Genomic DNA, 26371 nt, shown 5'->3' on the forward strand with positions numbered 1-26371 from the left:
CTCTCCTTTTTTCTGAAAGCAAAATCAGGGCAGAAGCCGCAGCGCTTCTGCGATACATAATATAAAGGCGGGGTTCATGACGATGGAGAGATACAATCGCGTTGTGTTGAAGTTGAGCGGAGAAGCATTAGCAGGCCAGCAGGGCTACGGTATTGATCCGGAAGTCATTCAGTCTATTGCTTCTCAAATTGGTGAGATAGTAGAATTGGGAACAGAGGTAGTGATTGTCGTCGGCGGGGGGAACATATGGAGAGGCATGGCCGGAAGCTCGAAAGGAATGGACCGGGCTACTGCTGACTATATGGGCATGCTCGCCACAGTCATGAATTCGCTTGCGCTCCAGGACAGCCTTGAAGACATTGAAATTCCTACAAGAGTGCAGACATCCATAGAAATGAGACAGGTGGCCGAGCCGTACATCCGCCGCAAAGCCATCCGCCATTTAGAGAAAAAACGGGTAGTCATTTTTGCGGCCGGAACCGGGAATCCGTACTTTTCAACCGATACGACTGCGGCACTTCGGGCGGCAGAGATCGAAGCTGACATCATTTTGATGGCTAAAAACAAAGTGGACGGGGTATATGACTCAGACCCATCCGCAAATGCGGACGCTAAAAAGTACCAGTCGCTCACTTATCTGGACATTTTAAATCATGACCTGAAAGTGATGGATTCGACGGCATCGACGCTTTGTATGGACAACAACATCCCGCTTCTCGTATTTTCGATTATGGAAGAAGGAAACATCAAGAAAGCAGTAATGGGAGAAGACATTGGAACAATTATAAGGAGGAACAATGATGGCTCATGATATAAAAGCAACAGAAGAGAAAATGAAAAAATCAGTGGAGTCTTTAAGCCGCGAGCTTGCCACACTGCGTACAGGGAGGGCGAACGCTTCCATGCTCGACCGGGTCGTAGTTGATTACTACGGTGCCGAGGTGCCGCTTCAGCAGCTTGCAACGATTACAGTGCCGGAAGGGCGCCTGCTCGTTGTGACGCCGTTTGACAAAAGCTCCATCAAGGACGTGGAAAAAGGGATCCAGAAGGCGGAGCTCGGCCTGAATCCGAGTAACGACGGCGAAGTAATCCGCATCCCAATTCCGGCGATGACAGAAGACCGCCGCAAGGAAATGACGAAGCTGATTAACAAGTACGCGGAAGAAGCACGGGTGGCTATCCGCAACATTCGCCGCGATGCCAACGATACGCTGAAAAAAGATGAAAAAAATAATGAAATCACCGAAGATGATTTGAAGCGTGAGCAGGAGCAGGTGCAAAAAGCAACCGATAAATACATCGGCCAGGTGGATCAGGCAGCGGAACAAAAAGAAAAAGAAGTTATGGAAGTTTGATGCGAATCGAGTTACAATAGGAACAGACTGGAACCCTCTGCACTCAAGAGGGTTTTTTTGTAAGAATAAAATCGGCAGGAGTCATGTACACTGCCGGGGAGAAAACATAAACAGATATACTGCTTTCCGTTCTTCAACAATGCTGAGGCAGGAACGGTTTTTATATGGAATTGATTGAACACGCGCCATATAAAATAGACAAAGGGGAAAAGGCTGGTGCCCTCGTTATGAACGATCGACTATTTAATCAAATAAATCCATGGGCGGAGGCGAACACCACGGCAGTGAAAGTGAATACGCCTGACCATGTGGCTATTATTATGGATGGTAACGGCCGGTGGGCAAAAAAAAGAGGCCTGCCCCGTGTAGCCGGCCACCGCGAAGGTATGAAGGCGATCACGAAGGTCGTGGAAAAAGCGCACGAGCTCGGGATAAAGTATTTAACGCTATACGCTTTTTCCACCGAAAACTGGAAGCGGCCGAAATCAGAAGTGAATTTTCTTATGCAGCTGCCGGAGCGGTTTTTGGCTAAGGAACTGCCCAAGCTGATGAAAAACAATGTCCAGGTGCGGATGATGGGGGATGTGGACAAGCTGCCGGACCATACGCTGCAGGCTGTGCAGGAGGCCGTGGATGCCACAGCTGAAAACACCGGCATTGTTTTAAACTTTGCCCTTAACTACGGCGGGCGGCACGAGCTTGTCCATGTCGTGCAGGAGCTCGCCCGGGACGTGGAAGAGGGGCGGATGAAAGCTGAGGCCATCGATGAAGAATTAATCACCAACCGGCTGTACACGAACCAGATCCCGGACCCTGACCTGCTGATTCGCACAAGCGGCGAAATCCGGCTGAGCAATTTTATGCTGTGGCAGTTAGCTTATGCGGAATTTTGGTTTACCGAAACGCTCTGGCCGGATTTTAATGAAGACGGCCTGGCAGAGGCTGTCATAGAATATCAGCAGAGAAAACGCAGGTACGGAGGCGTTTAACGACTGAAGGGGAGGTCTTGTATGGGATTGCGGGCGATGACCGGTCTTATCGGAGCAGTACTCGTCTTGGCGATTGTATTTGTGGGCCGCGAATGGTTTACTCTTTTGATTGCTTTGCTTGCTTCTGTCGCCATGTTTGAAATAATGCGCATGAAACGGATCCCGCTGCTGTCCTTCCGGGGTTTAATCAGCATGGGCTTTATGTGGATACTGCTCGTGCCCACAGAATGGCTGGACTTTCCGTTTTTGCAGCATATAACGAAAACAGAGATTTTTTTAACGATGATTCTGGGCCTGCTTGCATTAACAGTAGTTACTAAAAACTCCTTTACCTTTGATGAAGCAGGCTTCGTCATTTTATCCTCTGTGTACATAGGGTACGGGTTTCACAGTTTAATTATGATCCGCCAGCTGCCGGACATCGGCCTTGCCGTTGTCATTTTGATTTTATTTTTAATCTGGGCAACCGATTCCGGAGCATATTTTATTGGAAAGAATTTCGGGCGCCACCGGCCCTGGCCGGAGATCAGTCCGAAAAAAACGATCGAAGGATTTGTCGGGGGGCTTGTCGCGGCGTTTATTGTCGGCTTCATCTTTGAAGCGGTATACCCGGTATTCGACTCTTACCTGATAATGAGCGCTTTTATCGTAGTGACATCCATCTTCGGCCAGCTCGGGGACCTGGTGGAATCGGCGCTGAAACGACACTATGCTGTTAAGGATTCCGGAAATATTCTTCCAGGTCACGGCGGCATTTTGGACCGTTTCGACAGCCTGATTTTTGTTATGCCCCTGCTTCATTTTTTCTATTTTTTCGGTTAATGCCTCAGACGCAGGCTGCCAACCTAAAGGAGTTTAAACCATGAAACGAATAGCATTGCTTGGGTCCACCGGATCCATCGGTACACAGACGCTCGACGTTGCCCGTCTGCATCCGGAACGGTTTCGGATAACGGCGATTGCTGCCGGCAGAAACGTGGAACTCGTACGAAAGCAGATTGAAGAATTTTCACCTGAAATTGCGGCAGTTCATACAAAGGAAGATGCCGAAACGCTTCAGGCGGAATACGGCGGGCGCATGCGTATCGTCTGGGGGCACGACGGCCTCATGGAAATTGCGGGCAGCTCCTGTGACTTTCTGATGAACGCGGTCAGCGGCAGCATGGGACTTGAGCCGACGCTCCGGGCAATCGAAAACCGGGTGGATATCGGTATTGCCAATAAAGAGACGCTCGTCACCGCCGGCCATCTTGTAATGGAAAAAGCAAAGGAGCACGGCGTACGCCTGCTGCCGGTTGACAGCGAGCATTCGGCGATCGCCCAGTGCCTGGAAGGAAACGAGCTAAAGGAAGTGAGCCGCCTGATTTTGACTGCTTCAGGAGGCAGCTTCCGGGACTATTCACGCAGCGATCTTGACGGAGTTACGGTGGAGGATGCCTTAAACCACCCGAACTGGAGCATGGGAGCCAAAATTACGATCGACTCGGCTACGATGATGAACAAAGGCTTTGAAGTGATCGAAGCCCACTGGCTGTTCGGTATTCCCTACGACCGTATAGATGTGCTGCTTCATAAAGAAAGCATTATTCACTCGCTCGTCGAGTATCAGGATACAAGTGTGATTGCCCAGCTCGGGCTGCCGGACATGCGCGTGCCGATTCAGTACGCCATGACCTACCCGGAGCGGCTTGACTATCCGGCCAAGGAATCGCTGAACCTGTGGGAAATAGGCACTCTGCATTTTCAGCCGCCAGATTTTGAACGCTACCGCAGCCTCCGGCTGGCCTACGATGCCGGCAGAGCCGGAGGCTCGATGGGAACGGTGCTGAACGCAGCCAATGAACAGGCGGTGGCGATGTTTTTAAACAGCCAGTGTGCTTTTCTTGAAATTGAAACCGCTGTGGAAGAGGCACTTTTGCGCCACGAGCGCATCGAACATCCAGACCTCGACACGATTTTACGTGTGGACCGGGAAACAAGAGAACACGTACAGACGCTTTTAACGTGACGTTCTTTCACAAACACTCTATAATGGGAAGAAAGAGCAAAAGAAGAAGGTGAATAAGCTTTGGATACGCTGATAGCGGTAATTGTCATGTTCGGCTTATTGGTGGCCATACACGAGTGGGGCCATTTATATTTTGCCAAAAAAGTCGGCATTTTGTGCCGGGAGTTTGCGATTGGCTTCGGGCCGAAAATATTTTCCACGAAGCGCAATGAAACAGTTTATACGATCAGGCTCCTGCCGCTTGGCGGATACGTTCGCATGGCCGGGGACGATCCGGACCCGGTCAATATTAAACCAGGCTATGAAATCGGCCTGACGTTTAACGATGCAGGAAAAGTAAAAGAAATCATCGTAAACAATAAATCCAAGCACCCGGAAGCAAAAGTTGTATCTGTGGAATCGATTGATATGGAGCGTGAGCTTTACATTGAAGCGGTGGAGGATGAAGAAGCCGGACTAAAGCGGTACGAGATCGACCGTACGTGCGATCTGATCGTCGATGAGAAACGGGAGCAGATTGCGCCGTGGGACCGGCAGTTCGGCTCCAAGCGCCCGTGGAAAAAAGCAGTGGCCATCTTTGCCGGCCCGTTTATGAACTTTGTGCTCGCCTTCGTGCTTTTTATGATTTATGCCCTCGCCAATGGGCTTCCGCAGGACACCCCGGCTATCGGTGGCATTGCCGGCGGTTCGCCGCTGAGCGAATCCGCGTTTGAAGAAGGCGATGTTATCACCTCGGTGGACGGCGAGTCCGTGAATTCGTGGAATGAAATGACCGGTGTTGTCCAGGAGCGTCCGGGAGAGGAAGTCACGGTCACCGCTGAACGCGGCGGGGAGACAATTGAAGACACGGTCACCATTGACGGCATTCCGGTGCAGGAGGGCTCGAGTGAGGAAGTCGGCCAGATCGGCGTCTATGCCGAAACGGAACGGTCCTTCACGGAAGCAGTGGAGTACGGAGGCACGCAGCTGTATGAAGTGTCCACGCTGATTTTCCAGACACTCGGCACGATTGTAACAGGGGAATTTTCTTTGGATGACCTGGCCGGTCCGGTAGGTATCTATGATGCGACGGATCAGGTAATCGCGACAGGGCTTCTTACCCTTATTGCGTGGTCCGCCATGATCAGCGTCAACCTTGGGATCGTCAACCTTCTTCCACTGCCGGCGCTTGACGGAGGGCGGCTGCTGTTTATCATTGCTGAAGCAGTCCGCGGCAAGCCGATTGAACCGCAGAAGGAAGGCATGATCCACCTGCTTGGATTCGCGCTGCTGCTGCTGTTAATGATTGCAGTGACGTGGAACGATATTAACCGCTTATTCACGTAATAAAAAAACGGTGACGGAGCCAAAGCCCCGTCACCGTTCTTATGTTAAAATAACCAAAGAGCTTACAGACGCAGATGTATAAGAGAAAGAGGTTGATATAGTATGCGACAACAATTTTTATTCAGTCCCACCCTCCGGGATGTGCCGCAGGGAGCGGACATTGCAAGCCACCAGCTGATGCTCCGGGCCGGTCTGATCCGCCAGAGTGCAGCCGGAGTCTATTCCTATCTTCCGCTCGGCCATAAGGTGCTCCGTAAAATCGAAAACATCGTCCGCGAGGAAATGGATGCTGCAAGCGGCCAGGAAGTACTGCTTCCCGCCATGCAGCCGGCAGAGGTATGGCAGGCGTCGGGCCGCTATGACAATTACGGACCGGCACTGATGCGCTTTAAAGACCGCCACCAGCGTGATTTTGTGCTCGGTCCCACGCATGAAGAAAACATTGCCGCCCTTGTAAAGGATGAAATGAATACATACAAGCGCATGCCTGCGATTTTGTACCAGATTCAGACCAAATACCGCGATGAAGCGCGTCCGCGTTTCGGGGTGCTTCGCGCCCGCGAATTTATTATGAAGGATGCGTATTCGTTTGATACGTCCTACGAAGCGCAGAACGAAAGCTACTGGGCAATGTACCGCGCCTACGAGCGGATTTTTACCCGACTGGGACTGGACTACCGGGCGGTGCAGGCCGATGCCGGAGCGATGGGCGGTCAGGGAGAAACCCACGAATTTACTGTGCTTTCCGATGTCGGGGAGGATACCATCGTGTATTCTGATGAAAGCGACTTTGCGGCAAATATTGAAATAGCCGCCATTCCGGACAACGTGTCAAAGCCGGAGCCGGTAGCAGAGGAAATGATAATTGTCGAGACGCCGCAGGAGCGAACCATTGAAGAAGTGGCTTTAAACCTCGGAATCAAGCACGAAGAGTGCCTGAAAACGGTCGCGTTTGACGCAGATGGCCGGCTGATAGCCGTGCTTATGCGCGGCGATCATGACGTCAACGAAGTGAAAGTGGCAAACGCCGTGGGAGCTGAAGTGCTTGAACCAGCGTCTGCCGAAAGAATTCAAGAGGTATTCGGAGCAGAGCCCGGCTTTATCGGCCCTGCCGGCCTGTCTGAAGACGTGGAGGTGCTTGCCGATTACGCGGTCCGCGGCATGGCAGGTGCCGTGTGCGGTGCCAACGAAAACGGCAGACACTGCCAGTATGCGGTGCCGGAAAGAGACTTCCCGGTGGGACGGTACGCAGACCTGCGTTTCATCCAGGAAGGAGAACCGTCTCCGGACGGACAGGGCACGGTCCGCTTCGCCAAGGGCATTGAGGTCGGGCACGTGTTTAAGCTTGGCACGAAGTACAGCGAAGCGCTCGGAGCCACATTTTTGGATGAAAACGGCAAAGCCCGCCCGATCATTATGGGGAGCTACGGCGTCGGCGTGAGCCGGACGATCGCGGCCGTCATTGAGCAGAACCATGACGAGAGCGGCATCTGCTGGCCGAAAGCAGCCGCCCCGTTTGATCTGCATCTGCTGGTGCTCAATCCAAAACAGGACGAGCAGCAGCAGCTTGGCGACGAGCTGTACGAGAGCCTGCAGAAAAGCGGGTGGTCCGTGCTGCTCGATGACCGGAAGGAGCGGCCGGGAGTGAAATTTAAGGATGCGGACCTTTACGGGCTTCCTGTGCGTATCGCCTGCGGAAAAAAAGCAGGGGAGCAGATTGTGGAAGTAAAATCCCGCACAGCCGATGAAAACGTGGAAGTCGCTGTAAGCGAGCTTCCGAAGTATCTCGGGAAGCTGTGGTCTGAAATCCATTAACCCTTTCTGGTGTCTCCAGGAGGGGTTTCCCTCTTCCATGTACCTGCCGGAAATGAATTTTTTTGATAAAATGAATTATAAAAGAACGAAGAAGTGAGGCGAGAAACGTGCAGACCGACCGTCACATTCAGCAGGAACGTTTTGAGTTGCTACTTGAGCAGATTGGCATGCCGGAAGAAGAAACCAACCGTTATTTTACAGAAGGCCGCCTCGAAAAGCTTGTTATTCATAAAGAACAGAAGCAGTGGCATTTTCATCTGACGCTGGCAGCTCCGCTGCCATTTACGGTTTACGCGCTGCTGAAGGAAAAACTGCAGGCTGCATTTGAAAGCATTGCTGACATTGACTTTACGCTTCATTACGAAGAAGGCACCACAGTGCCGGCGGACGCCATCCCGGACTATTGGCCGCTGATTATGCAGAAGCTCGAAAATTACGATCCCCATCTGTGCATGAGGCTGAACGGAGGAGCGCCGTTTCTGCGGGAAGGCGAGCTGATTTTCCCGTGTAAAAGCGATATTGAAATGAATTCGCTCGGACCGAAGCTGCAGCAGGCGATGAACGACGTTCTGCCGTTGTTCGGGCTGCCGGCTGCCACGTTTACGATGGAAGCCAAAACGAGCGATGAAGAAAAGGAACAGTTTGAAGAAAAGAAAAAGCAGGAAGAGCACTCCAAAGTAATTGAAGCGATGATGGAGCGCAAGAAAAAGGAATCCGAAGCCGATTCCAGGCGTGCGTCCCAGTCAATTCAGATCGGCTACCCAATCAAGGACGAAGCCGTGCCGCTGAAGGAGATCCGCGAAGAAGAGCGCCGCATCACGGTGGAGGGCTACATTTTCGAAGCGGAAACGAAGGAGCTCCGCAGCGGCCGGACGCTGCTGACGTTTAAAATTACCGACTACACCGATTCGATTATGATCAAAATGTTCTCCAAGGATAAAGAACAGGTGCCGCTGCTTGAAGCCGTACAGAAAGGCATCTGGGTAAAGGCCCGTGGCGGCGTCCAGGACGATACGTTCGTCAGGGACTTGGTTATGATCGCAAACGATGTGATCCAGGTGCAGGGAACGTCGAAAACCGATGACGCCGAACAAAAACGCGTCGAGCTGCATGCTCACACGAATATGAGCCAGATGGATGCGACTGTTTCTGCCGGAGAATACGTAGCCCGGGCAGCCGAATGGGGCCATCCGGCAGTTACCATAACGGATCACGGCGTCGTGCAGTCGTTTCCGGAGGCCTACAATGCCGGGAAAAAACACGACATTAAAGTACTGTATGGTATGGAGGCGAACCTCGTGGATGACGGCGTCCCGATCGCATATAACGAGGCGGACGTGGATCTTGAAACAGGAACCTATGTCGTTTTTGACGTGGAAACGACCGGCCTGTCGGTCGTGTACGACTCCATTATCGAGCTCGCAGCAGTGAAGGTAAAAGACGGCGAGATTATCGACCGGTTTGAACGCTTTTCAAACCCGCATGAAAAGCTGACGGACACGATTATTAACCTGACCGGCATCACGGACGACATGCTCGTTGATGCGCCGGAAATTGAGCCGGTGCTTGAAGACTTCTACGCCTTTTCCAAAGACTCGGTGCTGGTTGCCCATAACGCAAGCTTTGACATGGGCTTTCTCCGGGAGGGATACAAAAAAATAGGTAGAACGGCAGACATGCCGGTGATCGATACACTTGAATTCGGCCGCTTTTTGTATCCGAATTTAAAAAACCACCGGCTGAATACGCTCTGTAAAACGTTTGACATTGAACTCGTAAGCCACCACCGGGCGATTTACGACGCAGAAGCGACCGGGTACCTGATGTGGAAAATGATGAAGGATGCGCTTGCCCAGGACATCACGAACCATAAACAGCTGAATGACAACATGGGCCAGTCCGGCTTTCACCGCCTGCGCCCGTCGCACTGTACTTTGATCGCCCAGACGCAGGAAGGGCTGAAAAACCTGTACCATCTCGTCACGCTTTCGCATCTGGAGTATTTTTTCCGGACACCGAGAATCCCGCGTTCGAAGCTGCAGAAGTACCGCGAAGGCATACTCGTCGGCTCGGCGTGTGACAAAGGAGAAGTGTTTGAAACGATGATGCAGAAGTCAGAGGATGAAGCGAAAAAAGCTGCTGAATTTTACGACTACCTCGAGGTGCAGCCGCCGGAAAACTATGCGCACCTGGTGGAAAAGGAGCTTCTGAAAAGCTACGACGACGTCAAGGATGTGATTCAGAAAATTATCCGCACCGGGGAGGAGCTGAATCTTCCGGTAGTTGCCACCGGTAACGCCCACTATATGGATGAACACGACTACAGCTACCGGCAGATTCTGATTGCGTCTCAGGGCGGGGCGAACCCGCTGAACAACCAGACGCTTCCGCAGGTGCATTTCCGCACCACTGGGGAAATGCTCTCCTGCTTCGATTTTCTGGATGACCGCACGGCAGAAAAGATTGTGGTGGAAAATACCAGGGCGATCGCGGATCAGGTGGAAACGATTCATCCGGTACCAAGCGACCTGTATACCCCAAACATCGAAGGATCGGATAAAGAAATAAGGGAAATGTGCTACCGCCGGGCGGAGAGCATCTACGGCTCGCCCATACCGGAGCTCGTGAAAACCAGGCTCGATAAAGAGCTCGACAGCATTATCGGAAACGGCTTTGACGTTATCTACCTGATTTCGCAGAAGCTCGTGAAAAAATCCCTCGAAGACGGCTACCTTGTCGGCTCCCGGGGCTCGGTCGGCTCGTCGTTTGTTGCCACTATGACAGAAATTACCGAAGTGAATCCGCTGCCGCCGCATTACGTTTGCCCGGAATGCAAGCAGTCGACGTTTTTTGACGACGGTTCGGTCGGCTCCGGCTTCGACCTCCCGGACAAGCTGTGTGACAGCTGCGGCGTGGATATGGTTAAAGACGGCCACGATATTCCGTTTGAAACGTTCCTCGGGTTTAAAGGCGACAAGGTGCCCGATATTGACCTGAACTTCTCCGGCGACTACCAGCCGCGGGCCCACAATTACACGAAGGAACTGTTCGGTGAGGAAAAAGTATACCGGGCAGGAACAATCGGTACCGTGGCGGACAAAACGGCGTACGGATTTGTGAAAGGCTACCAGAGCGACCACGAGCTGCACCTGCGCGGGGCGGAAATCGACCGGCTGGTAAGCGGATGCACGGGTGTCAAGCGGACGACCGGCCAGCATCCTGGCGGCATTATTGTCGTCCCGGATGAATATGACATTCACGATTTCTCGCCGATCCAGTTTCCGGCAGATGATAAAACGTCGGAATGGAAAACGACGCACTTTGACTTTCATTCCATTCACGATAACCTGCTGAAGCTTGATATTCTCGGCCACGATGATCCGACGGTTATACGCATGCTCCAGGATTTAAGCGGCATTGATCCACAGACGATCCCGACTGATGACGAGGAAGTCATGAAAATCTTCGGCGGTCCCGAAGTGCTAGGCGTAACGCCGGAGCAGATTAACTGCAAAACGGGAACGTACGGCATTCCGGAGTTCGGTACCCGGTTTGTGCGCCAGATGCTTGAAGATACGAAGCCGTCGACGTTTTCCGAGCTGGTTCAGATTTCCGGGCTTTCCCACGGCGCGGACGTCTGGGTTGGAAATGCCCAGGAGCTGATCCAGAATGGTACGTGTGAACTGAAGGACGTTATCGGCTGCCGGGACGATATCATGGTGTATTTGATCTATAAAGGCATCGAGCACTCGCTCGCCTTTAAAATTATGGAATTTGTCCGCAAGGGGCGCGGGCTCGATCCGGAATGGATTGAAGAAATGAAAAACCACGGCGTACCGGAATGGTACATCCAGTCGTGCCTGAAAATTAAATACATGTTCCCGAAAGCGCACGCCACCGCCTATGTTCTGATGGCAGTACGGATTGCCTACTTTAAAGTGCACCATCCGATCCTTTTTTACGCAGCGTACTTTACGGTCCGCGCGGACGACTTTGACCTGCCGATCATGATCAACGGCAGCACCTCGATCCGGGCGAAGCTTGAGGAAATCCAGGCGAAGGGATTTGACGCCTCTCCGAAGGAGAAAAGCCTTGTGACCGTGCTTGAGCTTGCGCTTGAAATGACCGAGCGCGGCTACCGTTTCCAGAAGGTGGACCTGTACCGCTCGGAGGCAAGCGAATTTGTCGTCGACGGCGACGAGCTGATACCGCCGTTCAATGCGCTTGAAGGCGTAGGAACGAATGCAGCGGTCAACGTAGTGAAAGCGCGCGCCGACGGGGAGTTTTTATCCAAGGAAGACCTGCAGCAGCGCAGCAAGGCGACCAAAACAGTGATCGAGCACCTCGACCTGCACGGATGCCTTGACGGGCTGCCGGATACGAACCAACTTTCTCTGTTCTAAACGGCAGCGAGGCTTGCGAAAATGCACAAATCGTGCTATGATAATGGGCAGTGAGAGGTATATCGAGACGGCGAAAGAGTGGGTGGATACCCACTCTTTCATTTATGGTTGAAGCTTTCTGCATAAAATAAACTATATACTATCATTGGAAGAAATGAAGATGATGACAAAGCAGCAGGGAGGTACGTAATGAAAGAAAGTATTAAAGACATCGCAGCACGTCTGGCGCGGCCGATTGCTGAAGAACTGGATCTGGAACTCGTGGATACAGAGTATAAAAAAGAAGGAAAACACTGGTACCTTCGGGTGTTTGTGGACAGCCCCGACGGTGTACATCTTGAAGACTGCGGACGGGTGAGCGAACGGCTGAGTGAACAGCTCGACGCCCTGGATCCGGTCCAGGAGGCTTATTATCTGGAAGTGTCTTCACCGGGCGCGGAGCGTCCGCTGAATAACGAATCGGATATCCGCCGTTCAGTCGGGAAAAACGTATACGTGACTACGTATGAACCCGTTGAAGGAGAAAAAGCGTTCGAAGGAAAGCTGAGTGACTTCAAAGATGGAGAGCTTTTGATTTCCACTAAACAGAAACAAAGGGAACGCACGGTGCATATACCGTACAGTAAAGTAGCTAAAGCAAGGCTCGCCATCATTTTTTAACGGTGCGGCGGGCCTCGAGAAAAAGGAGGATCTGAATTCCATGAATGCAGACTTTATGGAAGCATTGGACGTACTGGAAAACGACAAGGGAATCGATAAAGAAATAGTGCTCGAAGCAATCGAGGCCGCATTGATTTCCGCCTATAAGCGAAATTTCAACCAGGCGCAGAACGTCCGGGTGGACGTCAACCGTGACACCGGATCGATTCACGTATTTGCCCGGAAAGAAGTGGTGGAAGAGGTATTTGACCCGCGGCTTGAAATCTCTCAGGAGGAAGCGCAGGAAATCAGCCCGTCATATGAGCTCGACGATGTAGTGGAAATGGAAGTCACCCCGAAAAACTTCGGGCGCATCGCTGCCCAGACGGCGAAGCAGGTCGTGACCCAGCGCGTGCGCGAAGCCGAGCGCGGCATTATCTATTCCGATTTCATCGACCGCGAAGAAGATATTATGACCGGCATCGTGCAGCGCCAGGACCACCGCTTTATCTACGTGGATCTCGGGAAGGTAGAGGCGCTGCTGCCGCAGAGCGAACAGATGCAGAATGAAACGTACAACCATAATGACCGGCTGAAAGCATACATCACCAAAGTGGAAAAAACCACCAAGGGGCCGCAAATCGTTATTTCCCGTACGCACCCGGGACTTTTAAAGCGGCTGTTTGAGCTGGAGGTGCCGGAGATTTATGACGGCACGGTGGAAATTATTTCAGTGGCGCGGGAAGCGGGCGACCGCTCAAAAATTTCGGTGTATGCGGACGATCCGGAAGTAGATCCGGTCGGCTCCTGCGTAGGGCCGAACGGCCAGCGCGTACAGACGATCGTTAAAGAGCTGAAGGGCGAAAAAATCGATATCGTGCAGTGGTCGGATAATCCGGTGGAGTACGTAGCCAACTCGTTGAGCCCGGCGAAAGCCCTTGATGTTCAGGTGAATGAAGAGGAAAAAAGTACGCTCGTCGTGGTGCCGGACTACCAGCTTTCCCTGGCTATCGGCAAGCGCGGACAGAACGCCCGTCTGGCCGCCAAGCTTACCGGCTGGAAAATCGACATTAAAAGTGAAACCGAAGCCGAAGATCTCGGTATCTTCTCGCCGGAGGATGCGGAAGAAATCCCGGTGACAAGCACAAGCATTGATTTAGACACAGAAGATTTGTAAAAATGAGGGTGAGCGGCTATGGTTAAAAAAATTCCCATGAGAAAATGCATTATTACTGGAGAAGAAAAGCCCAAAAAAGAGCTGGTGCGAGTCGTTCGGGACCCGGATAACACCGTTTTTGTTGACCGTTCCGGTAAAAAGAACGGCCGGGGCGCGTATTTAACAGACAGTGATGATGTGTTTTTACAGGCGAAGGCAAAGGATTCGCTGAGCCGCCATCTGAAGGTGAAAGTCTCAAGCGAAGACTACGACCGTCTCCTCGAAGAGCGCAGAGGCGCGGGTCATGAACGATAAAGCATTGTCCTTTCTTGGCCTTGCCGCGAGGGCGGGAGAACTGAAAAGCGGCGATGACACCGTTCTTAAAACTGTGCAGACCAAAAAGGCACAACTGGTCATCGTCGCTGCGGACGCTTCTGCCAATACGATTAAAAAGTTCACGGATAAAACGGCCTTTTATTCATGCCCTTTTCGGGTTGCCGGAACGAAAGCGGATCTCGGCGCGGCGATCGGAAAAGAATCGAGAACTATTTTATCCGTCACAGAACGCGGCTTTGCCAAAAAGCTGATAAAATTAATAGATGAAGAAATAAATTAAGAAGGACGTGTAGATGGAGGAAAAACGAACAATATTCAGGAACGATATCTTTGGAAGGAAAGTGATGTCACTATGAGTAAAGTGAGAAGCAATAAAACAAGAAACACCCAGCAGGGGAACAGAGGCCCAAACAAGAAGAAGAACACCCAGAAACGCCCGGGCGGCGGCCGTAAAGAGCAGCAGGCCACACCGGAAAAAATTACGTTTGCCGGCAGTCTTTCCGTCGGGGAACTGGCAGAAAAGCTGAATAAGGAAAGCTCTGAAATCATCAAAAAATTGATGAATCTCGGCGTAATGGCGACCATCAACGAAACGCTCGAGGCAGAAACCATTGAACTGATCGCCACCGATTACGGCGTAGCGGTAGAGCAGGAGGAAGTGGTGGATGAACTCGATATCGATAACTATGTCGAGCAGGACGACCCTGCAAAGCTGCAGGAGCGCCCGCCGGTAGTAACCATTATGGGACACGTCGACCACGGGAAAACGACGCTTCTCGACTCCATCCGCCATACAAAGGTGACCTCAGGGGAAGCCGGCGGCATTACCCAGCATATCGGCGCTTATCAGGTGGAAGAAAACAACAAGCTGATTACCTTCCTTGATACGCCTGGACACGCAGCGTTTACGACGATGCGTGCGCGCGGTGCTGAAGTAACCGATATTACGGTTCTGGTTGTCGCAGCTGACGACGGTGTCATGCCGCAGACAAGAGAAGCCATCAACCACGCCAAGGCGGCAAATGTGCCAATCATTGTCGCGGTAAACAAAATGGACAAGGAAGGCGCGAACCCGGACCGGGTCATGCAGGAGCTGATGGAATTTCAGTTAGTGCCGGAAGCATACGGCGGGGAAACGATCTTTGTAAACCTTTCTGCGATTCACGGGGAAGGCATTGATGAACTGCTCGAAATGATTCTGCTCGTCGCTGAAGTGGAAGACTTCAAAGCGAACCCGGACAAACGGGCACGCGGCAGTGTCGTAGAAGCAGAGCTGGATAAAGGGCGAGGCCCGGTTGCCACTCTGCTCGTTCAAAACGGCACACTGCATGTCGGCGAGCCGATTGTCGTCGGCAACGCCTTTGGCCGGATCCGGGCAATGGTGGATGATCTTGGCCGCCAGGTGAAAAGCGCGGGACCATCCAAGCCGGTGGAAATTATCGGCCTGAATGATGTGCCGCAGGCAGGCGACCCGTTTGTCGTCTTTGAGGAAGAGAAAAAAGCCCGCCAGATTGCCGATGCGCGTAAGAGCCGGGCGAAGGACGCCGAGCGTGCCCAAACCTCGAAGATCAACCTTGACGATCTGTTCAGCCAGATTCAGGAAAACGACATGAAAGAAATCAACGTGATTGTAAAAGCGGACGTCCAGGGCTCGGTTGAAGCGCTTCGCGGCTCCCTTGAAAAAATAGAAGTGGAAGGCTGCAAGATTAATATCGTACACGCCGGTGCCGGCGCAATTGCAGAATCAGACGTCATTCTCGCCTCGGCCTCCAACGCGATCATTATCGGCTTTAACGTCCGTCCGGACGTAAACGCCAAGCGTACGGCGGATGCAGAAAATGTGGATCTTCGTCTCCACCAGGTTATCTACAATGCGATTGAAGAAATTGAAACAGCCATGAAGGGTATGCTCGACCCAGTCTATGAAGAGCGCGTGCTCGGACAGGTTGAGGTGCGTCAGCTGTTTAAAGTGTCCCGCGTTGGCACAATTGCCGGAAGCTATGTGCTCGAAGGCAAAATCACCCGGGACTCCAAAGTGCGTGTTGTGCGCGACGGCGTCGTGATTTTCGACGGCGGCATTAAGGACCTGAAGCGTTATAAAGACGACGCCAAGGAAGTCGCAGCCGGCTATGAGTGCGGTGTGACCCTTGAAAACTTTAACGACCTTAAAGAAGGCGACATTATGGAGCCATATATCATGGAGGAAGTTAAACGCACATGATCGGCGTCGTCCATGTAGAGTGCATGCTTTATGAAGCGAGTCATTTAAAGCAGAAACGGGCGGTGCTTCAAAGCGTAAAAACAAAGCTGAAGCAGCGCAATCTCTCCGTGGCGGAAACGGATTACCAGGAGCTTTGGCAGCGGGCAGCTCTTTCGATCGTCACCGTGCATAACGAAAAGGCCGGTGCGGAAAAAGAGCTGCAGCGTGCCATTCATATGATTGAAAGTTATACGGAATGGGAAATAACCTCCGTACACTATGAATGGTTATAGGAGGAACAGTGATGGCTAATATACGTGCTCAACGTGTAGGAGAGCAGATTAAAAAAGAAGTATCGGATATTTTTGCGCGTGGAATCAAGGATCCGCGGGTGCAGTTTGTGACGGTGACTGACGTAGAGGTGACCGGAGACCTGCAGCAGGCAACGATCTTTGTAACGGTTCTCGGAGAAGAAAAAGACAAAGAGGAAGCGTTTCAGGGCCTCGAAAAAGCCCGGGGATTCATCCGCAGTGAAATCGGAAAACGAATCCAGCTTCGCAAAACGCCGGAAATTTTCTTTTCCTTTGATGAATCGATTGAATACGGCAACCGTATTGAATCGCTGCTGCGCGATTTAAATGAGCGGGAGAAGTAGAAGAAAGAAGCTGTTTTAAAGTTGGAAAAGCTGTTGCTGACTTTGAAGCAGCTTTTCCTATGTGTATGAATTCTGTAATGGAAGTGAGCGAAACAGCCCTATGATTGATGGAATCATTCCTTTGTGGAAAGAAGCAGGGGTTACGTCCCATGACTGTGTCGTGCGTGCACGCCGGCTGCTGAAAACAAAAAAAGTCGGTCATTCCGGCACGCTTGATCCATCGGTGACCGGGGTGCTCCCGCTTTGTGTCGGGAAGGCCACCAAGGCGGTGGACTATCTGCACGAAGCCTCAAAAGCGTATGAAGGAATCATCACTCTCGGGGAAACGACGACGACCGAAGACGCCGATGGGGAAACGGTGGCGGTTCTTCCAGTGGAAAAAGCCCCGGCAAAGCAGAGCATCGAGGCAGCGCTTGAAGCGCTGACCGGTGCGGTGACTCAGGTGCCGCCCATGTATTCAGCCGTCAAAGTCCGGGGGCGCAAGCTGTATGAGTACGCCCGGGAAGGCATAGAGGTCGAGCGCCCCGTGCGGGAGGCCCAAATTTATGATTTCCGGCTGCTTGATATGGACGAATCTCCGCAGGACGGAAAGTTTTCCTTTAAAGTGCAAGTGATCTGCAGCAAAGGAACCTACGTACGCACCCTGGCCGTCGACGCCGGGGAGAAGCTCGGGTATCCGGCGCACCTGCAGCAGCTTGTCCGGACGGCGTCCGGCGGGTTTGGTCCGGAGCACAGCTCCACGTGGGAGGAGCTCGAATCCCTCCTTGCCGAAGAACGTCTCGCAGACGCCGTGTACCCGGTGGACTGGGCCGTGGCCCACCTTCCCGCCATTACGGTGTCGGAAAAAACGGCAGAGCAGATCAGTCACGGGCGCGTTCTGCCGGCAGAATGGTTTCAGGAGCAGACGATGGCAGTAAAGACAGAGAGCGGAAAGCCGCTGGCTGTATATACGGCGCACCCGGATAAGCCCGGCATTTTCAAACCAAAAACAATGCTTCTTTAATAGCGTGAATGAAAGAATATCGGCAGGTGAAAATAATGGAAGTTCATCATCTTGTACATCCACATACGTTAACGCCGTCGCTTTCAAAACCGAAGGTGATGGCGCTGGGCTACTTCGACGGGGTGCACCGCGGCCACGCAGAAGTGATTGAAAAGGCCCGGCAGACAGCAGAGGACAGGGAACTGCCGCTTGCTGTTATGACCTTCCATCCGCATCCGAAGGTGGTACTATCGAAGCACACGGAAGAAGATATGTTCTATTTGACCCCGCTTAAGGAAAAACAGCGCGTGCTCGAATCACTGGGGGTGGAAGAGCTGTACATCGTGCGGTTTGACCAGGATTTTGCATCTCTCGATCCCCAGGCTTTCGTCGATGCCTACATCATTGATCTCGGCGTAAAGCATGCGGTAGCCGGGTTTGATTTTTCGTACGGGAAATTTGGCCGCGGCACGATGGAGACGCTCCCGTATCATTCAAGGGACGCCTTTACGTTTTCCACCGTATCGCCGCATACCGAAGACGGAGAAAAGGTGAGCTCCACCTGGATCCGCCGGGTGGTGGAAGAGGGGGAAATGGTCAAAGCCGCCCGCCTGCTCGGGCGCTGGTATACATTTGAAGGCACTGTCGTCGAAGGAGAGAAACGCGGACGGACGATTGGCTTTCCAACGGCCAACATCCAGTCCGAAGAGCCGTACCTGCTTCCAAACGACGGTGTGTACGCCGTGCGTGCGCTTATTGATGGACGCTGGTACCGGGGGATGTGCAATATCGGCTATAAGCCTACGTTTCACGACGAACGGGACGGCCCCCCGGAAATTGAAGTTCATCTGTTTGAGTTCAGCGGAGACATTTACGGTAAAACGGTCCGCATCGAGTGGCGGGACCGGCTGCGCGGGGAAGTGAAATTTCCTTCCCTCGATGCACTTGTGTCCCAGCTTCATGAAGACAAACAGTCCGCCGAGCAGGTACTCGAGCAGGAAATCAGGGACTAAAACCTGTTTTCCCTTGCGTTTTTCCTGCTCAAAAGGTAAGATGGTTGATGTATGGAAACCACTTCTTGGCTTGCACGCGCCTCCTGCGGCTTGCGAGGAAATGGTTGAAACAAAATAACAAAAGGAGGTCGACTGAATGGCTTTAACACCAGAGCGTAAATCAGAGTTGATCGAAGAGTACAAAACACATGAAGGCGACACCGGTTCCCCGGAAGTGCAGATCGCTATTTTGACGGAGCAGATCGTTTCGTTGAACGAACACCTGCGTGAGCATAAAAAGGACCACCATTCCCGCCGCGGGCTTTTAAAAATGGTTGGTAAGCGCCGTAACCTGTTAACGTACGTTCGTAACCAGGACATTACACGCTACCGCGACATCATTAATAAACTCGGCTTGCGCCGTTAAGAATGACTGGGAAGCGGGAGGTATCTCCCGCTTTTTCTCTTACCTAAAAACAACCATGTGCATAACGTATGCGGCTGTGCGGTATAAAATGATCCCTTACGCACATCTCACAAGCTTAGCGCGTAAGCAGGCGTGGCTTCCGCGCTAAGCTTGTGCGCACGAAAGGGCTTCCTCCCAGCAGGCAGTACCGGCGGGATGGAACATTTATACCCGGACAGTCAGACGTATACGTGAAAAAACGTATAGGAGGTCCTGAAATTTGGAACAAGAAAAGAAAACCTACTCGATTGAATGGGCGGGGCAGACGCTGACCGTCGAAACAGGGCACATAGCGAAACAGGCAAACGGAGCGGTCATGATCCGCTACGGAGACACCGTGGTGCTTTCCACCGTCACGGCTTCAAAGGAACCGAAGGATCTTCCGTTCTTCCCGCTTACGGTAAATTACGAAGAGCGGCTGTACGCGGCAGGGAAAATTCCCGGCGGCTTTATTAAACGCGAAGGACGGCCAAGCGAAACAGCGGTTTTAACGAGCCGTCTGATTGACCGGCCGATCCGCCCGCTTTTCCCGGACGGCTTCCGTAACGACGTGCAGGTCATCAACATGGTGATGAGCGTGGACCAGTCCGCTTCCCCGGAGATTGCGGCTATGGTCGGTTCGTCACTTGCCCTCTCCCTGTCGGACATTCCGTTTTACGGCCCGGTTTCAGGTGCTGTTATCGGACGGGTCGACGGCGAATTTGTCGTCAATCCTTCGGAATCCGAAGCGGCGAGAAGCGACATTGAACTGACGGTTGCCGGTACGAAAGATGCCATCAACATGGTGGAAGCCGGAGCAGACGAAGTGCCGGAGGAAACAATGCTTGAAGGCATTATGTTCGGCCACGAAGAAATCAAGCGCCTGGTGGAGTTCCAGGAAGGCATCATCAGCGAGCTCGGCCAGGAGAAAATGGAAGTACAGCTGAAACAGACGGACAAAGATCTCGAAGAAACGATCCGCAGCCAGTTCCAGGACTCCGTGAAAGAAGCGGTCATGATTAACGACAAAAAAGAACGCGATGTGGCCATCCAGGAGCTGAAAACACAGATCTCCGAGCCGTATGAAGATGAGGAGCAGCACAGCGAAGTAAAAGATATCTTTGAAAAACTCGTTAAAGCGGAATTCCGCCGTCTGATCACCGAAGAGCATATCCGTCCGGACGGACGCGGCCCGGATGACATCCGCCAGCTCACGTCTGAGGTGGACATTCTGCCGCGAACGCACGGCTCCGGGCTGTTCACCCGCGGCCAGACGCAGGCGCTCAGCATCTGTACGCTTGGCGCTCTCGGAGAGGTGCAGATCATCGACGGCCTCGGCACCGAAACATCGAAGCGGTTTTTGCACCACTATAACTTCCCGAACTTCAGTGTCGGGGAAACCGGTCCGATCCGCGGGCCGGGCCGGCGGGAAATCGGCCACGGCGCTCTCGGCGAACGCGCCCTCGAAAAGGTTGTGCCTTCCGAGGAGGAATTCCCGTACACGATCCGCCTGGTGTCCGAAGTGCTTGAATCCAACGGCTCCACCTCCCAGGCGAGCATCTGCGCAAGCACGCTTGCTATGATGGACGCCGGTGTGCCGATCAAATCGCCGGTTGCCGGCATCGCGATGGGTCTTGTAAAAGAAGGCGACGACCTGGCCGTGTTAACCGACATCCAGGGCATGGAAGACGCCCTCGGCGACATGGACTTTAAAGTAGCAGGGACGGCAGACGGTGTAACGGCGCTGCAAATGGATATTAAACTCGCGGGCATTGACCGCGAAGTGCTTGAATTTGCTCTCAAACGGGCAAAAATCGCACGCATGAAAGTGCTCGAAAACATGCTTGCTACGATCAGCGAAACGCGCGGAGAGCTTTCCCCGTATGCGCCAAAAATTATGTCTATGCACATCAAACCGGATAAAATCCGTGACGTGATCGGCCCGAGCGGGAAAACGATCAATCAGATTATTGAAGATACCGGCGTAAAAATTGATATCGAGCAGGACGGCACGGTCTTTATTTCCTCGACCGAGCAGGATAAAAACGAGGAAGCGAAAAAAGTCATTGAAGATTTAATTCGTGAAGTAGAGCCGGGCGAGACGTATTTAGGAAAGGTCAAACGCGTCGAGAAGTTTGGCGCCTTCGTGGAGCTGTTTAAAGGAAAAGAAGGCCTTGTGCATATTTCCCAGCTGAACCACGAGCGCGTAAACAAAGTGGAAGACGTCGTTTCCATCGGGGACGAAGTCATGGTCAAAGTAACAGAAATAGACAATCAGGGACGGATTAACCTGTCGAGAAAAGCGTTGCTTGCAAAAGAAAGCTCCGACACACCTTCTCAGTAATCCGCTAATAGATCAGAAGGGACTTGGATTTCCAGGTCCTTTTTTTTATAAATACCGATAGAATAAAAGAAGGAGGACCAAGCAGATGGTGGAAACGAAATATCTTCCGAACGGAGTTCGGCTGGTCTCAGAGCACATTCCGCATGTACGTTCGGCCTCGCTCGGGCTGTGGATAGATGCAGGATCGAGGCAGGAACGGGCGGAGGAAAACGGGATGGCCCATTTTATTGAACATATGCTGTTTAAAGGGACATCTGAACGGAGTGCAGCAGACATTGCCGGCTACTTTGACCGCATCGGCGGGGAAATGGAAGCTTTTACGGCAAAGGACACCACCTGCCTGCAGGCCACTGTACTCGATGAACACGCGGAACAGACGGCCGAAGTGTTTGCCGATATGTTTTTTCATTCCCGTTTTGATCCGGAGGACGTGGAAAAAGAACGTAATGTGATTTTGGAGGAAATCAGCATGGTGGAGGACACGCCGGATGATATTATTCACGATATGCTCTGGCAGGCTTCCTACGGCAGCCATCCGCTGGCCCGCCCGATCCTCGGCACACGGCCGGTGCTCCGTGAGATAACCCGGGAGCGCCTGCTTGATTTTTTCCATGACCATTATACGCCGGAGCGCCTTGTTATTTCGGCTGCCGGTAATGTGAGCGGGGAGCTCCTTGCCTGCCTTGAGCGTTTATTTGACGGCTGGGGACACGGCCGCCGGGCGGAAAACCGGGAGGAAACAGCCGTGTTTGTTCCGGGAAGAGAAGTGAGGAACAGGGAGACCGAACAGGCCCACCTGTGTCTGGGCTTTCCCGGCGTTTCCCGCTTTCATGAGCATTATTTTGCAGAAGTGCTCTGGAATAACCTGCTCGGTGGCTCAATGAGCAGCCGCCTGTTCCAGGAAGTCCGGGAGGACCGGGGTCTGGCATATTCCATCTTTTCTTCGTTTGAAGCCTTTGAAAGTACTGGCTTTCATACGATTTACAGTGCAGCGGCGCCGGAACGAGTGGAGGAGCTGCTCGAAACAGTTGATGGGCTGTTTGAACGTTTATCCGCTGGAAATATTAAAGAAGCGGAAATTGAAAACCACCGGTCGCAGCTGAAATCGGCTTTTGTGCTGGGGCTGGAGTCGTCAGCGGCCCGCATGGCCCGGAACGCAAGAAACGAAATGCTGTTTGGCCGGCACCCCGGAATCGATGAGACCCTGGACAGGCTCAGCAGTGTGCAGCTCGAACACGTCGAAAAGCAGGGGATTGCGATGATGCGGACGCCGCCGAGCGCTTCGCTTATCCAGCCAAATGGGCATGTGCCGGAGCTATTGAAGAAAAACAGCTCCAATTTCAGTGTGAGCATCGAAGAATAAGCCATAATTGCCCTTTTCAGTGCTGACAAGTGTGGTAAAATAAAGCAAAGTTTGTTTTAATAAATGTGAAATGGATGAACCAGAAAGGGAGAATGAATATGTCTAACGAAACATATACTGTAGCGGTCGTAGGCGCAACCGGCGCCGTCGGCCAGCAGATGCTGAAAACTTTAGAAAATAAAAATTTCCCTGTCGGAGACCTGAAGCTTTTATCCTCGAGTCGCTCCGCCGGTAAAAAAATGACGTTCAAGGGTAAGGAATATACGATTGAGGAAGCAACCCCGGAATCGTTTGAAGGCGTACAGATCGCCCTGTTTTCCGCTGGCGGATCCATATCCAAGGCGCTGGCTCCGGAAGCAGTTAAACGGGGTGCGATTGTCGTCGACAACACGAGTGCCTACCGGATGGACCCGGATACGCCGCTTGTTGTGCCGGAAGTGAATGAAGAAGACCTGCACAGCCATAATGGTATTATCGCCAATCCAAACTGCTCGACAATCCAGATGGCGGTGGCGCTTGAGCCGATCCGTCAGAAATACGGGCTGAAAAAAGTGATTGTCTCCACGTATCAGGCTGTATCCGGTGCAGGGCTTGACGCGGTCGATGAAATGAACACCCAGTCGACAGCAGTACTGAACGGTGAAGAAGCAGAAGCAAACCTTATGCCTGTCAGCGGTGACAAAAAGCACTACCAGATCGCTTTCAATGCGATCCCGCAGATCGACAAATTCCAGGACAACGGCTATACGTTTGAAGAGATGAAAATGATCAATGAAACGAAAAAGATCCTTCATATGGACGATCTCCCGGTAGCAGCAACATGTGTACGCCTTCCAGTCGCTACAGGCCACTCGGAGTCGGTATATATTGAAACAGAAACCGGCAACCCGGATGTTAAAGAGCTGCAGCAGACACTGTCCGAAGGCGAAGGCATTACCCTTCAGGATGATCCGGCCAATCAGGTGTATCCAATGGCTGTTAACAGCGTTGGCCTGCCGGATGTATTTGTCGGCCGTATCCGCCGTGACCTTGACCGCGAAAACGCGTACCATTTCTGGGTCGTATCGGATAATCTCTTGAAAGGCGCCGCTTATAACTCGGTACAGATTGCCGAAAGCCTGATTCGCCTTAATTTAATCAAATAACCTGTGAGGGAGCCGGACCGATGAATATAATCGTTCAAAAATTTGGCGGTACGTCTGTAAAAACGAAGGAGCTGCGCGAGCAGGCCGCCGGCCATATCGAAGACGCAGTGCGTGAGGGCTATAAGGTGGTGGTGGTCGTTTCTGCCATGGGCCGGAGCGGGGATCCTTACGCCACCGACACCCTTCTCAGCCTGATTGATGAAAGCGCGCCGGGAGAAGGCGGAGCCGAACGCGACCTGCTGGTATCGTGCGGTGAAACCATATCCGCCGTTGTGTTTACGGAGCTTCTGCGCTCAAAGCAGCTGAAGGCCGCTGCACTAAACGGGGCGCAGGCCGGGTTTATTACCGACAGCAATCACGGCAACGCCAAAATCATTGATATGCGCACAGAAAAAGTGGAGCAGCTGCTTGCCAACCACGACGCTGTTGTTGTTACCGGCTTTCAGGGTGTCGACGAGGACGGGATGGTTACGACGCTTGGACGCGGCGGCAGCGATACGTCAGCGACTGCGCTCGGCACAGCCTTAAAGGCCGAATGGGTGGACATTTTTACCGACGTTGAAGGCATGATGACGGCGGACCCGCGGGTCGTGGAGGACGCGAGGCTGCTTTCCACCGTCACCTATCAGGAAATCTGCAACATGGCGTACCAGGGGGCAAAGGTTATTCACCCGCGCGCAGTTGAGATTGCGATGCAGGGGAAAGTCCCGATCCGTATCCGGTCGACGTCGACCAAGGAGCCGGGCACGCTGATCACGTCCATGCTCGGCAGCGCCCCGGGCCGGGAGGTGGCTGAGCGCCTGATCACCGGGATCGCCCACATTCCGTCGCTCACCCAGATCAGTGTTGCGGCGGATCCGGCACAGGCAGAAGATATGCATGCCCGCGTGTTTCAGCGGATGGAGAGTCTCGGTTTGAGCGTGGATTTTATTAATATAGGACTCGAAAGCGCCGTGTTCACCGTCCCCGACCCGCATGCAAAAATAGCGGTTGATGCTCTTGAAGAGGACGGCTGGAGCATTTCAGCGGTGCCTCGCTGCGCTAAAGTCAGCGTTGTCGGAGCCGGCATGACTGGGGTGCCGGGTGTTGCTTCCAAAATTGTCACCGCGCTGTCAGAAGCCGGCGTACCGATTTTACAGTCGGCGGATTCGCATACGACCATCTGGGCGCTGGTGCGGGAGCAGGATACAGATAAAGCTGTGTCCGCCCTTCACCGCGTATTTGATCTTGGACGTGCCGGTGTACGTCCCCCATCTGTTTCCTAGTAAGCTGCAGAGGCTCATCACGATCCGCACCAATTCCCTGCAGATGAGAGAAAGGAGCCGACCTATGGCTTTTGGACAGTTACTTACAGCAATGGTTACACCTTTTCATGAAAATGGCGACATTCACTGGGAGCAAGTCGAACAGCTGACGGAGCATTTGATTGCGACAAAAAGCGACGGTGTCGTTGTAGCCGGCACCACCGGAGAATCCCCGACGCTCAGCAGTGAAGAGAAGCTGCAGCTGTTCCGACGGGTGAAAGACATTGCCGGCAGCCGGATGGATGTGATCGGCGGCGTCGGTACGAACAATACGGCGTACTCCGCCGATCTGGCGAACGAGGCAACCAAGATCGGCATTGACGGCCTGATGGCAGTGACCCCGTATTACAACAAACCGAACCAGGAAGGCATGTATCAGCACTTTCAGCGGATTGCCGCAGCTACGACGCTGCCCTTGATGATATATAATATTCCGGGGCGCTGCATCGTTAATCTGCTGCCGGAAACGCTGCTCCGGCTTGCGGAGATTTCCAACATTACGTCAGTGAAAGAGGCGTGCGGGAACCTTGATCAGATTTCGCACTTTCTGTCTTCCGCGCCGAAGGAGTTCCAGCTGTTCAGCGGCGATGATTCGCTGACGCTCCCGACGCTTTCGGTTGGCGGCGACGGCGTGGTATCTGTAGCGGCGCACATTGCCGGGGAGGATCTGCAGCAGATGATGACGGATTTCTTTTCCGGGAACGTGCAGCGGGCAGCGGAAGCGCACCGGACGCTCCTTCCGAAGATGCGGGCCTGCTTTATGGCCCCGAACCCGTCTCCGGTAAAGGCTATGCTTGAACAGATGGGCATTACCGGCCGCTACACCCGTCTGCCGCTCGTGCCGCTGACGGATGCCGAAATCCGCCAGCTTGAACAGTGGTTCACTGCCGCTTCCTAACGGTTATTTCTATCAG

General features: G+C 52.8%; 23 protein-coding genes. All 23 read left to right on the forward strand.

All coding sequences use genetic code 11. The features are described 5' to 3' along the window. Nucleotides 1-76: 76 nt before the first annotated feature. The 23 genes from pyrH to dapA all read left to right on the forward strand — a co-directional run bounded on the left by pyrH (nt 77) and on the right by dapA (nt 26355). A complete protein-coding gene (pyrH, locus tag ACTRXF_RS01245; protein WP_091610312.1) occupies nt 77-811 on the forward strand; it encodes a UMP kinase in 735 nt (244 codons plus the stop codon). Then, nucleotides 798-1355: a ribosome recycling factor gene (gene frr / locus ACTRXF_RS01250; protein WP_322524692.1), complete on the forward strand. Its 558-nt coding sequence runs from the start codon at nt 798-800 to the stop codon at nt 1353-1355. The genes pyrH and frr overlap by 14 nt, the downstream gene beginning before the upstream one ends. 227 nt (nt 1356-1582) lie before the next feature. Beyond that, nucleotides 1583-2344, forward strand: coding sequence for an isoprenyl transferase (locus tag ACTRXF_RS01255; protein ID WP_474277705.1), 762 nt, complete (start codon nt 1583-1585; stop codon nt 2342-2344). A gap of 21 nt (nt 2345-2365) precedes the next feature. After that, nucleotides 2366-3166 carry a phosphatidate cytidylyltransferase gene (locus ACTRXF_RS01260; RefSeq protein WP_474260540.1) on the forward strand — a complete coding sequence of 267 codons (801 nt, stop codon included), beginning with the start codon at nt 2366-2368 and terminating at the stop codon, nt 3164-3166. 40 nt (nt 3167-3206) lie between these two features. After that, nucleotides 3207-4352 carry a 1-deoxy-D-xylulose-5-phosphate reductoisomerase gene (locus tag ACTRXF_RS01265; RefSeq protein WP_474277382.1) on the forward strand — a complete coding sequence of 382 codons (1146 nt, stop codon included), beginning with the start codon at nt 3207-3209 and terminating at the stop codon, nt 4350-4352. A 60-nt stretch (nt 4353-4412) separates the two neighbouring features. Then, on the forward strand, nt 4413-5678 hold the full coding sequence (gene rseP / locus ACTRXF_RS01270; protein WP_474260544.1) for an RIP metalloprotease RseP: 1266 nt from the start codon (nt 4413-4415) through the stop codon (nt 5676-5678). Nucleotides 5679-5780: 102 nt separating this feature from the next. Beyond that, nucleotides 5781-7493, forward strand: a complete 1713-nt coding sequence (locus ACTRXF_RS01275) for a proline--tRNA ligase (RefSeq protein ID WP_474277384.1) — start codon at nt 5781-5783, stop codon at nt 7491-7493. A 107-nt stretch (nt 7494-7600) separates the two neighbouring features. Further along, complete coding sequence (locus ACTRXF_RS01280; RefSeq protein WP_474277387.1) at nt 7601-11896, forward strand: PolC-type DNA polymerase III; 4296 nt, start codon at nt 7601-7603, stop codon at nt 11894-11896. A 189-nt stretch (nt 11897-12085) separates the two neighbouring features. Next, nucleotides 12086-12556 (forward strand): ribosome maturation factor RimP, encoded by a 471-nt coding sequence (rimP, locus tag ACTRXF_RS01285; RefSeq protein ID WP_474277390.1) that lies wholly within the window; start codon nt 12086-12088, stop codon nt 12554-12556. Between the two features lie 40 nt (nt 12557-12596). Beyond that, nucleotides 12597-13712 (forward strand): transcription termination factor NusA, encoded by a 1116-nt coding sequence (gene nusA / locus ACTRXF_RS01290; RefSeq protein ID WP_474260552.1) that lies wholly within the window; start codon nt 12597-12599, stop codon nt 13710-13712. 18 nt (nt 13713-13730) lie between these two features. Continuing rightward, nucleotides 13731-14006 (forward strand): RNase P modulator RnpM, encoded by a 276-nt coding sequence (rnpM, locus tag ACTRXF_RS01295; RefSeq protein WP_474277393.1) that lies wholly within the window; start codon nt 13731-13733, stop codon nt 14004-14006. After that, nucleotides 13996-14307, forward strand: coding sequence for a L7Ae/L30e/S12e/Gadd45 family ribosomal protein (locus tag ACTRXF_RS01300; protein ID WP_322524702.1), 312 nt, complete (start codon nt 13996-13998; stop codon nt 14305-14307). The genes rnpM and ACTRXF_RS01300 overlap by 11 nt, the downstream gene beginning before the upstream one ends. Nucleotides 14308-14379: 72 nt before the next feature. Further along, nucleotides 14380-16248 carry a translation initiation factor IF-2 gene (gene infB / locus ACTRXF_RS01305; protein WP_474260554.1) on the forward strand — a complete coding sequence of 623 codons (1869 nt, stop codon included), beginning with the start codon at nt 14380-14382 and terminating at the stop codon, nt 16246-16248. Beyond that, entirely contained in the window at nt 16245-16520 is a 276-nt protein-coding gene (locus tag ACTRXF_RS01310; RefSeq protein ID WP_022792810.1) for a DUF503 domain-containing protein, read from the forward strand. Before infB ends, ACTRXF_RS01310 begins: the two co-directional genes overlap by 4 nt. Before the next feature lie 11 nt (nt 16521-16531). After that, on the forward strand, nt 16532-16882 hold the full coding sequence (rbfA, locus tag ACTRXF_RS01315) for a 30S ribosome-binding factor RbfA (protein ID WP_079476203.1): 351 nt from the start codon (nt 16532-16534) through the stop codon (nt 16880-16882). Nucleotides 16883-16982: 100 nt separating this feature from the next. After that, the gene (gene truB / locus ACTRXF_RS01320; RefSeq protein ID WP_474277396.1) at nt 16983-17885 is read left to right on the forward strand and encodes a tRNA pseudouridine(55) synthase TruB; all 903 of its coding nucleotides are present in this window, start codon (nt 16983-16985) and stop codon (nt 17883-17885) included. A 35-nt stretch (nt 17886-17920) separates the two neighbouring features. Then, nucleotides 17921-18877: a bifunctional riboflavin kinase/FAD synthetase gene (locus ACTRXF_RS01325; RefSeq protein WP_474277399.1), complete on the forward strand. Its 957-nt coding sequence runs from the start codon at nt 17921-17923 to the stop codon at nt 18875-18877. Between the two features lie 136 nt (nt 18878-19013). Continuing rightward, the gene (gene rpsO / locus ACTRXF_RS01330; protein WP_022792814.1) at nt 19014-19283 is read left to right on the forward strand and encodes a 30S ribosomal protein S15; all 270 of its coding nucleotides are present in this window, start codon (nt 19014-19016) and stop codon (nt 19281-19283) included. Nucleotides 19284-19542: 259 nt separating this feature from the next. Next, nucleotides 19543-21645 (forward strand): polyribonucleotide nucleotidyltransferase, encoded by a 2103-nt coding sequence (locus ACTRXF_RS01335; RefSeq protein ID WP_474260557.1) that lies wholly within the window; start codon nt 19543-19545, stop codon nt 21643-21645. An 85-nt stretch (nt 21646-21730) separates the two neighbouring features. Then, nucleotides 21731-23008 (forward strand): M16 family metallopeptidase, encoded by a 1278-nt coding sequence (locus ACTRXF_RS01340; protein ID WP_474277402.1) that lies wholly within the window; start codon nt 21731-21733, stop codon nt 23006-23008. A gap of 98 nt (nt 23009-23106) precedes the next feature. Continuing rightward, nucleotides 23107-24153, forward strand: a complete 1047-nt coding sequence (asd, locus tag ACTRXF_RS01345; protein WP_474277405.1) for an aspartate-semialdehyde dehydrogenase — start codon at nt 23107-23109, stop codon at nt 24151-24153. A 20-nt stretch (nt 24154-24173) separates the two neighbouring features. Beyond that, nucleotides 24174-25418: an aspartate kinase gene (dapG, locus tag ACTRXF_RS01350; protein WP_474277408.1), complete on the forward strand. Its 1245-nt coding sequence runs from the start codon at nt 24174-24176 to the stop codon at nt 25416-25418. A 64-nt stretch (nt 25419-25482) separates the two neighbouring features. Further along, complete coding sequence (gene dapA, locus ACTRXF_RS01355; RefSeq protein WP_474260565.1) at nt 25483-26355, forward strand: 4-hydroxy-tetrahydrodipicolinate synthase; 873 nt, start codon at nt 25483-25485, stop codon at nt 26353-26355. Nucleotides 26356-26371 lie beyond the last annotated feature (16 nt).

The sequence above is a fragment of the Marinococcus sp. LNHM3E3-2.2 genome, assembly GCF_056034385.1.

Coding starts and splice junctions, on each gene's coding strand:
- pyrH (WP_091610312.1), top strand. CDS start 77: ATGACGATGGAGAGATACAATCGCGTTGTGTTGAAGTTGAGCGGAGAA.
- frr (WP_322524692.1), top strand. CDS start 798: ATGATGGCTCATGATATAAAAGCAACAGAAGAGAAAATGAAAAAATCA.
- ACTRXF_RS01255 (WP_474277705.1), top strand. CDS start 1,583: ATGAACGATCGACTATTTAATCAAATAAATCCATGGGCGGAGGCGAAC.
- ACTRXF_RS01260 (WP_474260540.1), top strand. CDS start 2,366: ATGGGATTGCGGGCGATGACCGGTCTTATCGGAGCAGTACTCGTCTTG.
- ACTRXF_RS01265 (WP_474277382.1), top strand. CDS start 3,207: ATGAAACGAATAGCATTGCTTGGGTCCACCGGATCCATCGGTACACAG.
- ACTRXF_RS01275 (WP_474277384.1), top strand. CDS start 5,781: ATGCGACAACAATTTTTATTCAGTCCCACCCTCCGGGATGTGCCGCAG.
- rimP (WP_474277390.1), top strand. CDS start 12,086: ATGAAAGAAAGTATTAAAGACATCGCAGCACGTCTGGCGCGGCCGATT.
- nusA (WP_474260552.1), top strand. CDS start 12,597: ATGAATGCAGACTTTATGGAAGCATTGGACGTACTGGAAAACGACAAG.
- rnpM (WP_474277393.1), top strand. CDS start 13,731: ATGGTTAAAAAAATTCCCATGAGAAAATGCATTATTACTGGAGAAGAA.
- ACTRXF_RS01300 (WP_322524702.1), top strand. CDS start 13,996: ATGAACGATAAAGCATTGTCCTTTCTTGGCCTTGCCGCGAGGGCGGGA.
- infB (WP_474260554.1), top strand. CDS start 14,380: ATGAGTAAAGTGAGAAGCAATAAAACAAGAAACACCCAGCAGGGGAAC.
- ACTRXF_RS01310 (WP_022792810.1), top strand. CDS start 16,245: ATGATCGGCGTCGTCCATGTAGAGTGCATGCTTTATGAAGCGAGTCAT.
- rbfA (WP_079476203.1), top strand. CDS start 16,532: ATGGCTAATATACGTGCTCAACGTGTAGGAGAGCAGATTAAAAAAGAA.
- truB (WP_474277396.1), top strand. CDS start 16,983: ATGATTGATGGAATCATTCCTTTGTGGAAAGAAGCAGGGGTTACGTCC.
- ACTRXF_RS01325 (WP_474277399.1), top strand. CDS start 17,921: ATGGAAGTTCATCATCTTGTACATCCACATACGTTAACGCCGTCGCTT.
- rpsO (WP_022792814.1), top strand. CDS start 19,014: ATGGCTTTAACACCAGAGCGTAAATCAGAGTTGATCGAAGAGTACAAA.
- ACTRXF_RS01340 (WP_474277402.1), top strand. CDS start 21,731: ATGGTGGAAACGAAATATCTTCCGAACGGAGTTCGGCTGGTCTCAGAG.
- asd (WP_474277405.1), top strand. CDS start 23,107: ATGTCTAACGAAACATATACTGTAGCGGTCGTAGGCGCAACCGGCGCC.
- dapG (WP_474277408.1), top strand. CDS start 24,174: ATGAATATAATCGTTCAAAAATTTGGCGGTACGTCTGTAAAAACGAAG.
- dapA (WP_474260565.1), top strand. CDS start 25,483: ATGGCTTTTGGACAGTTACTTACAGCAATGGTTACACCTTTTCATGAA.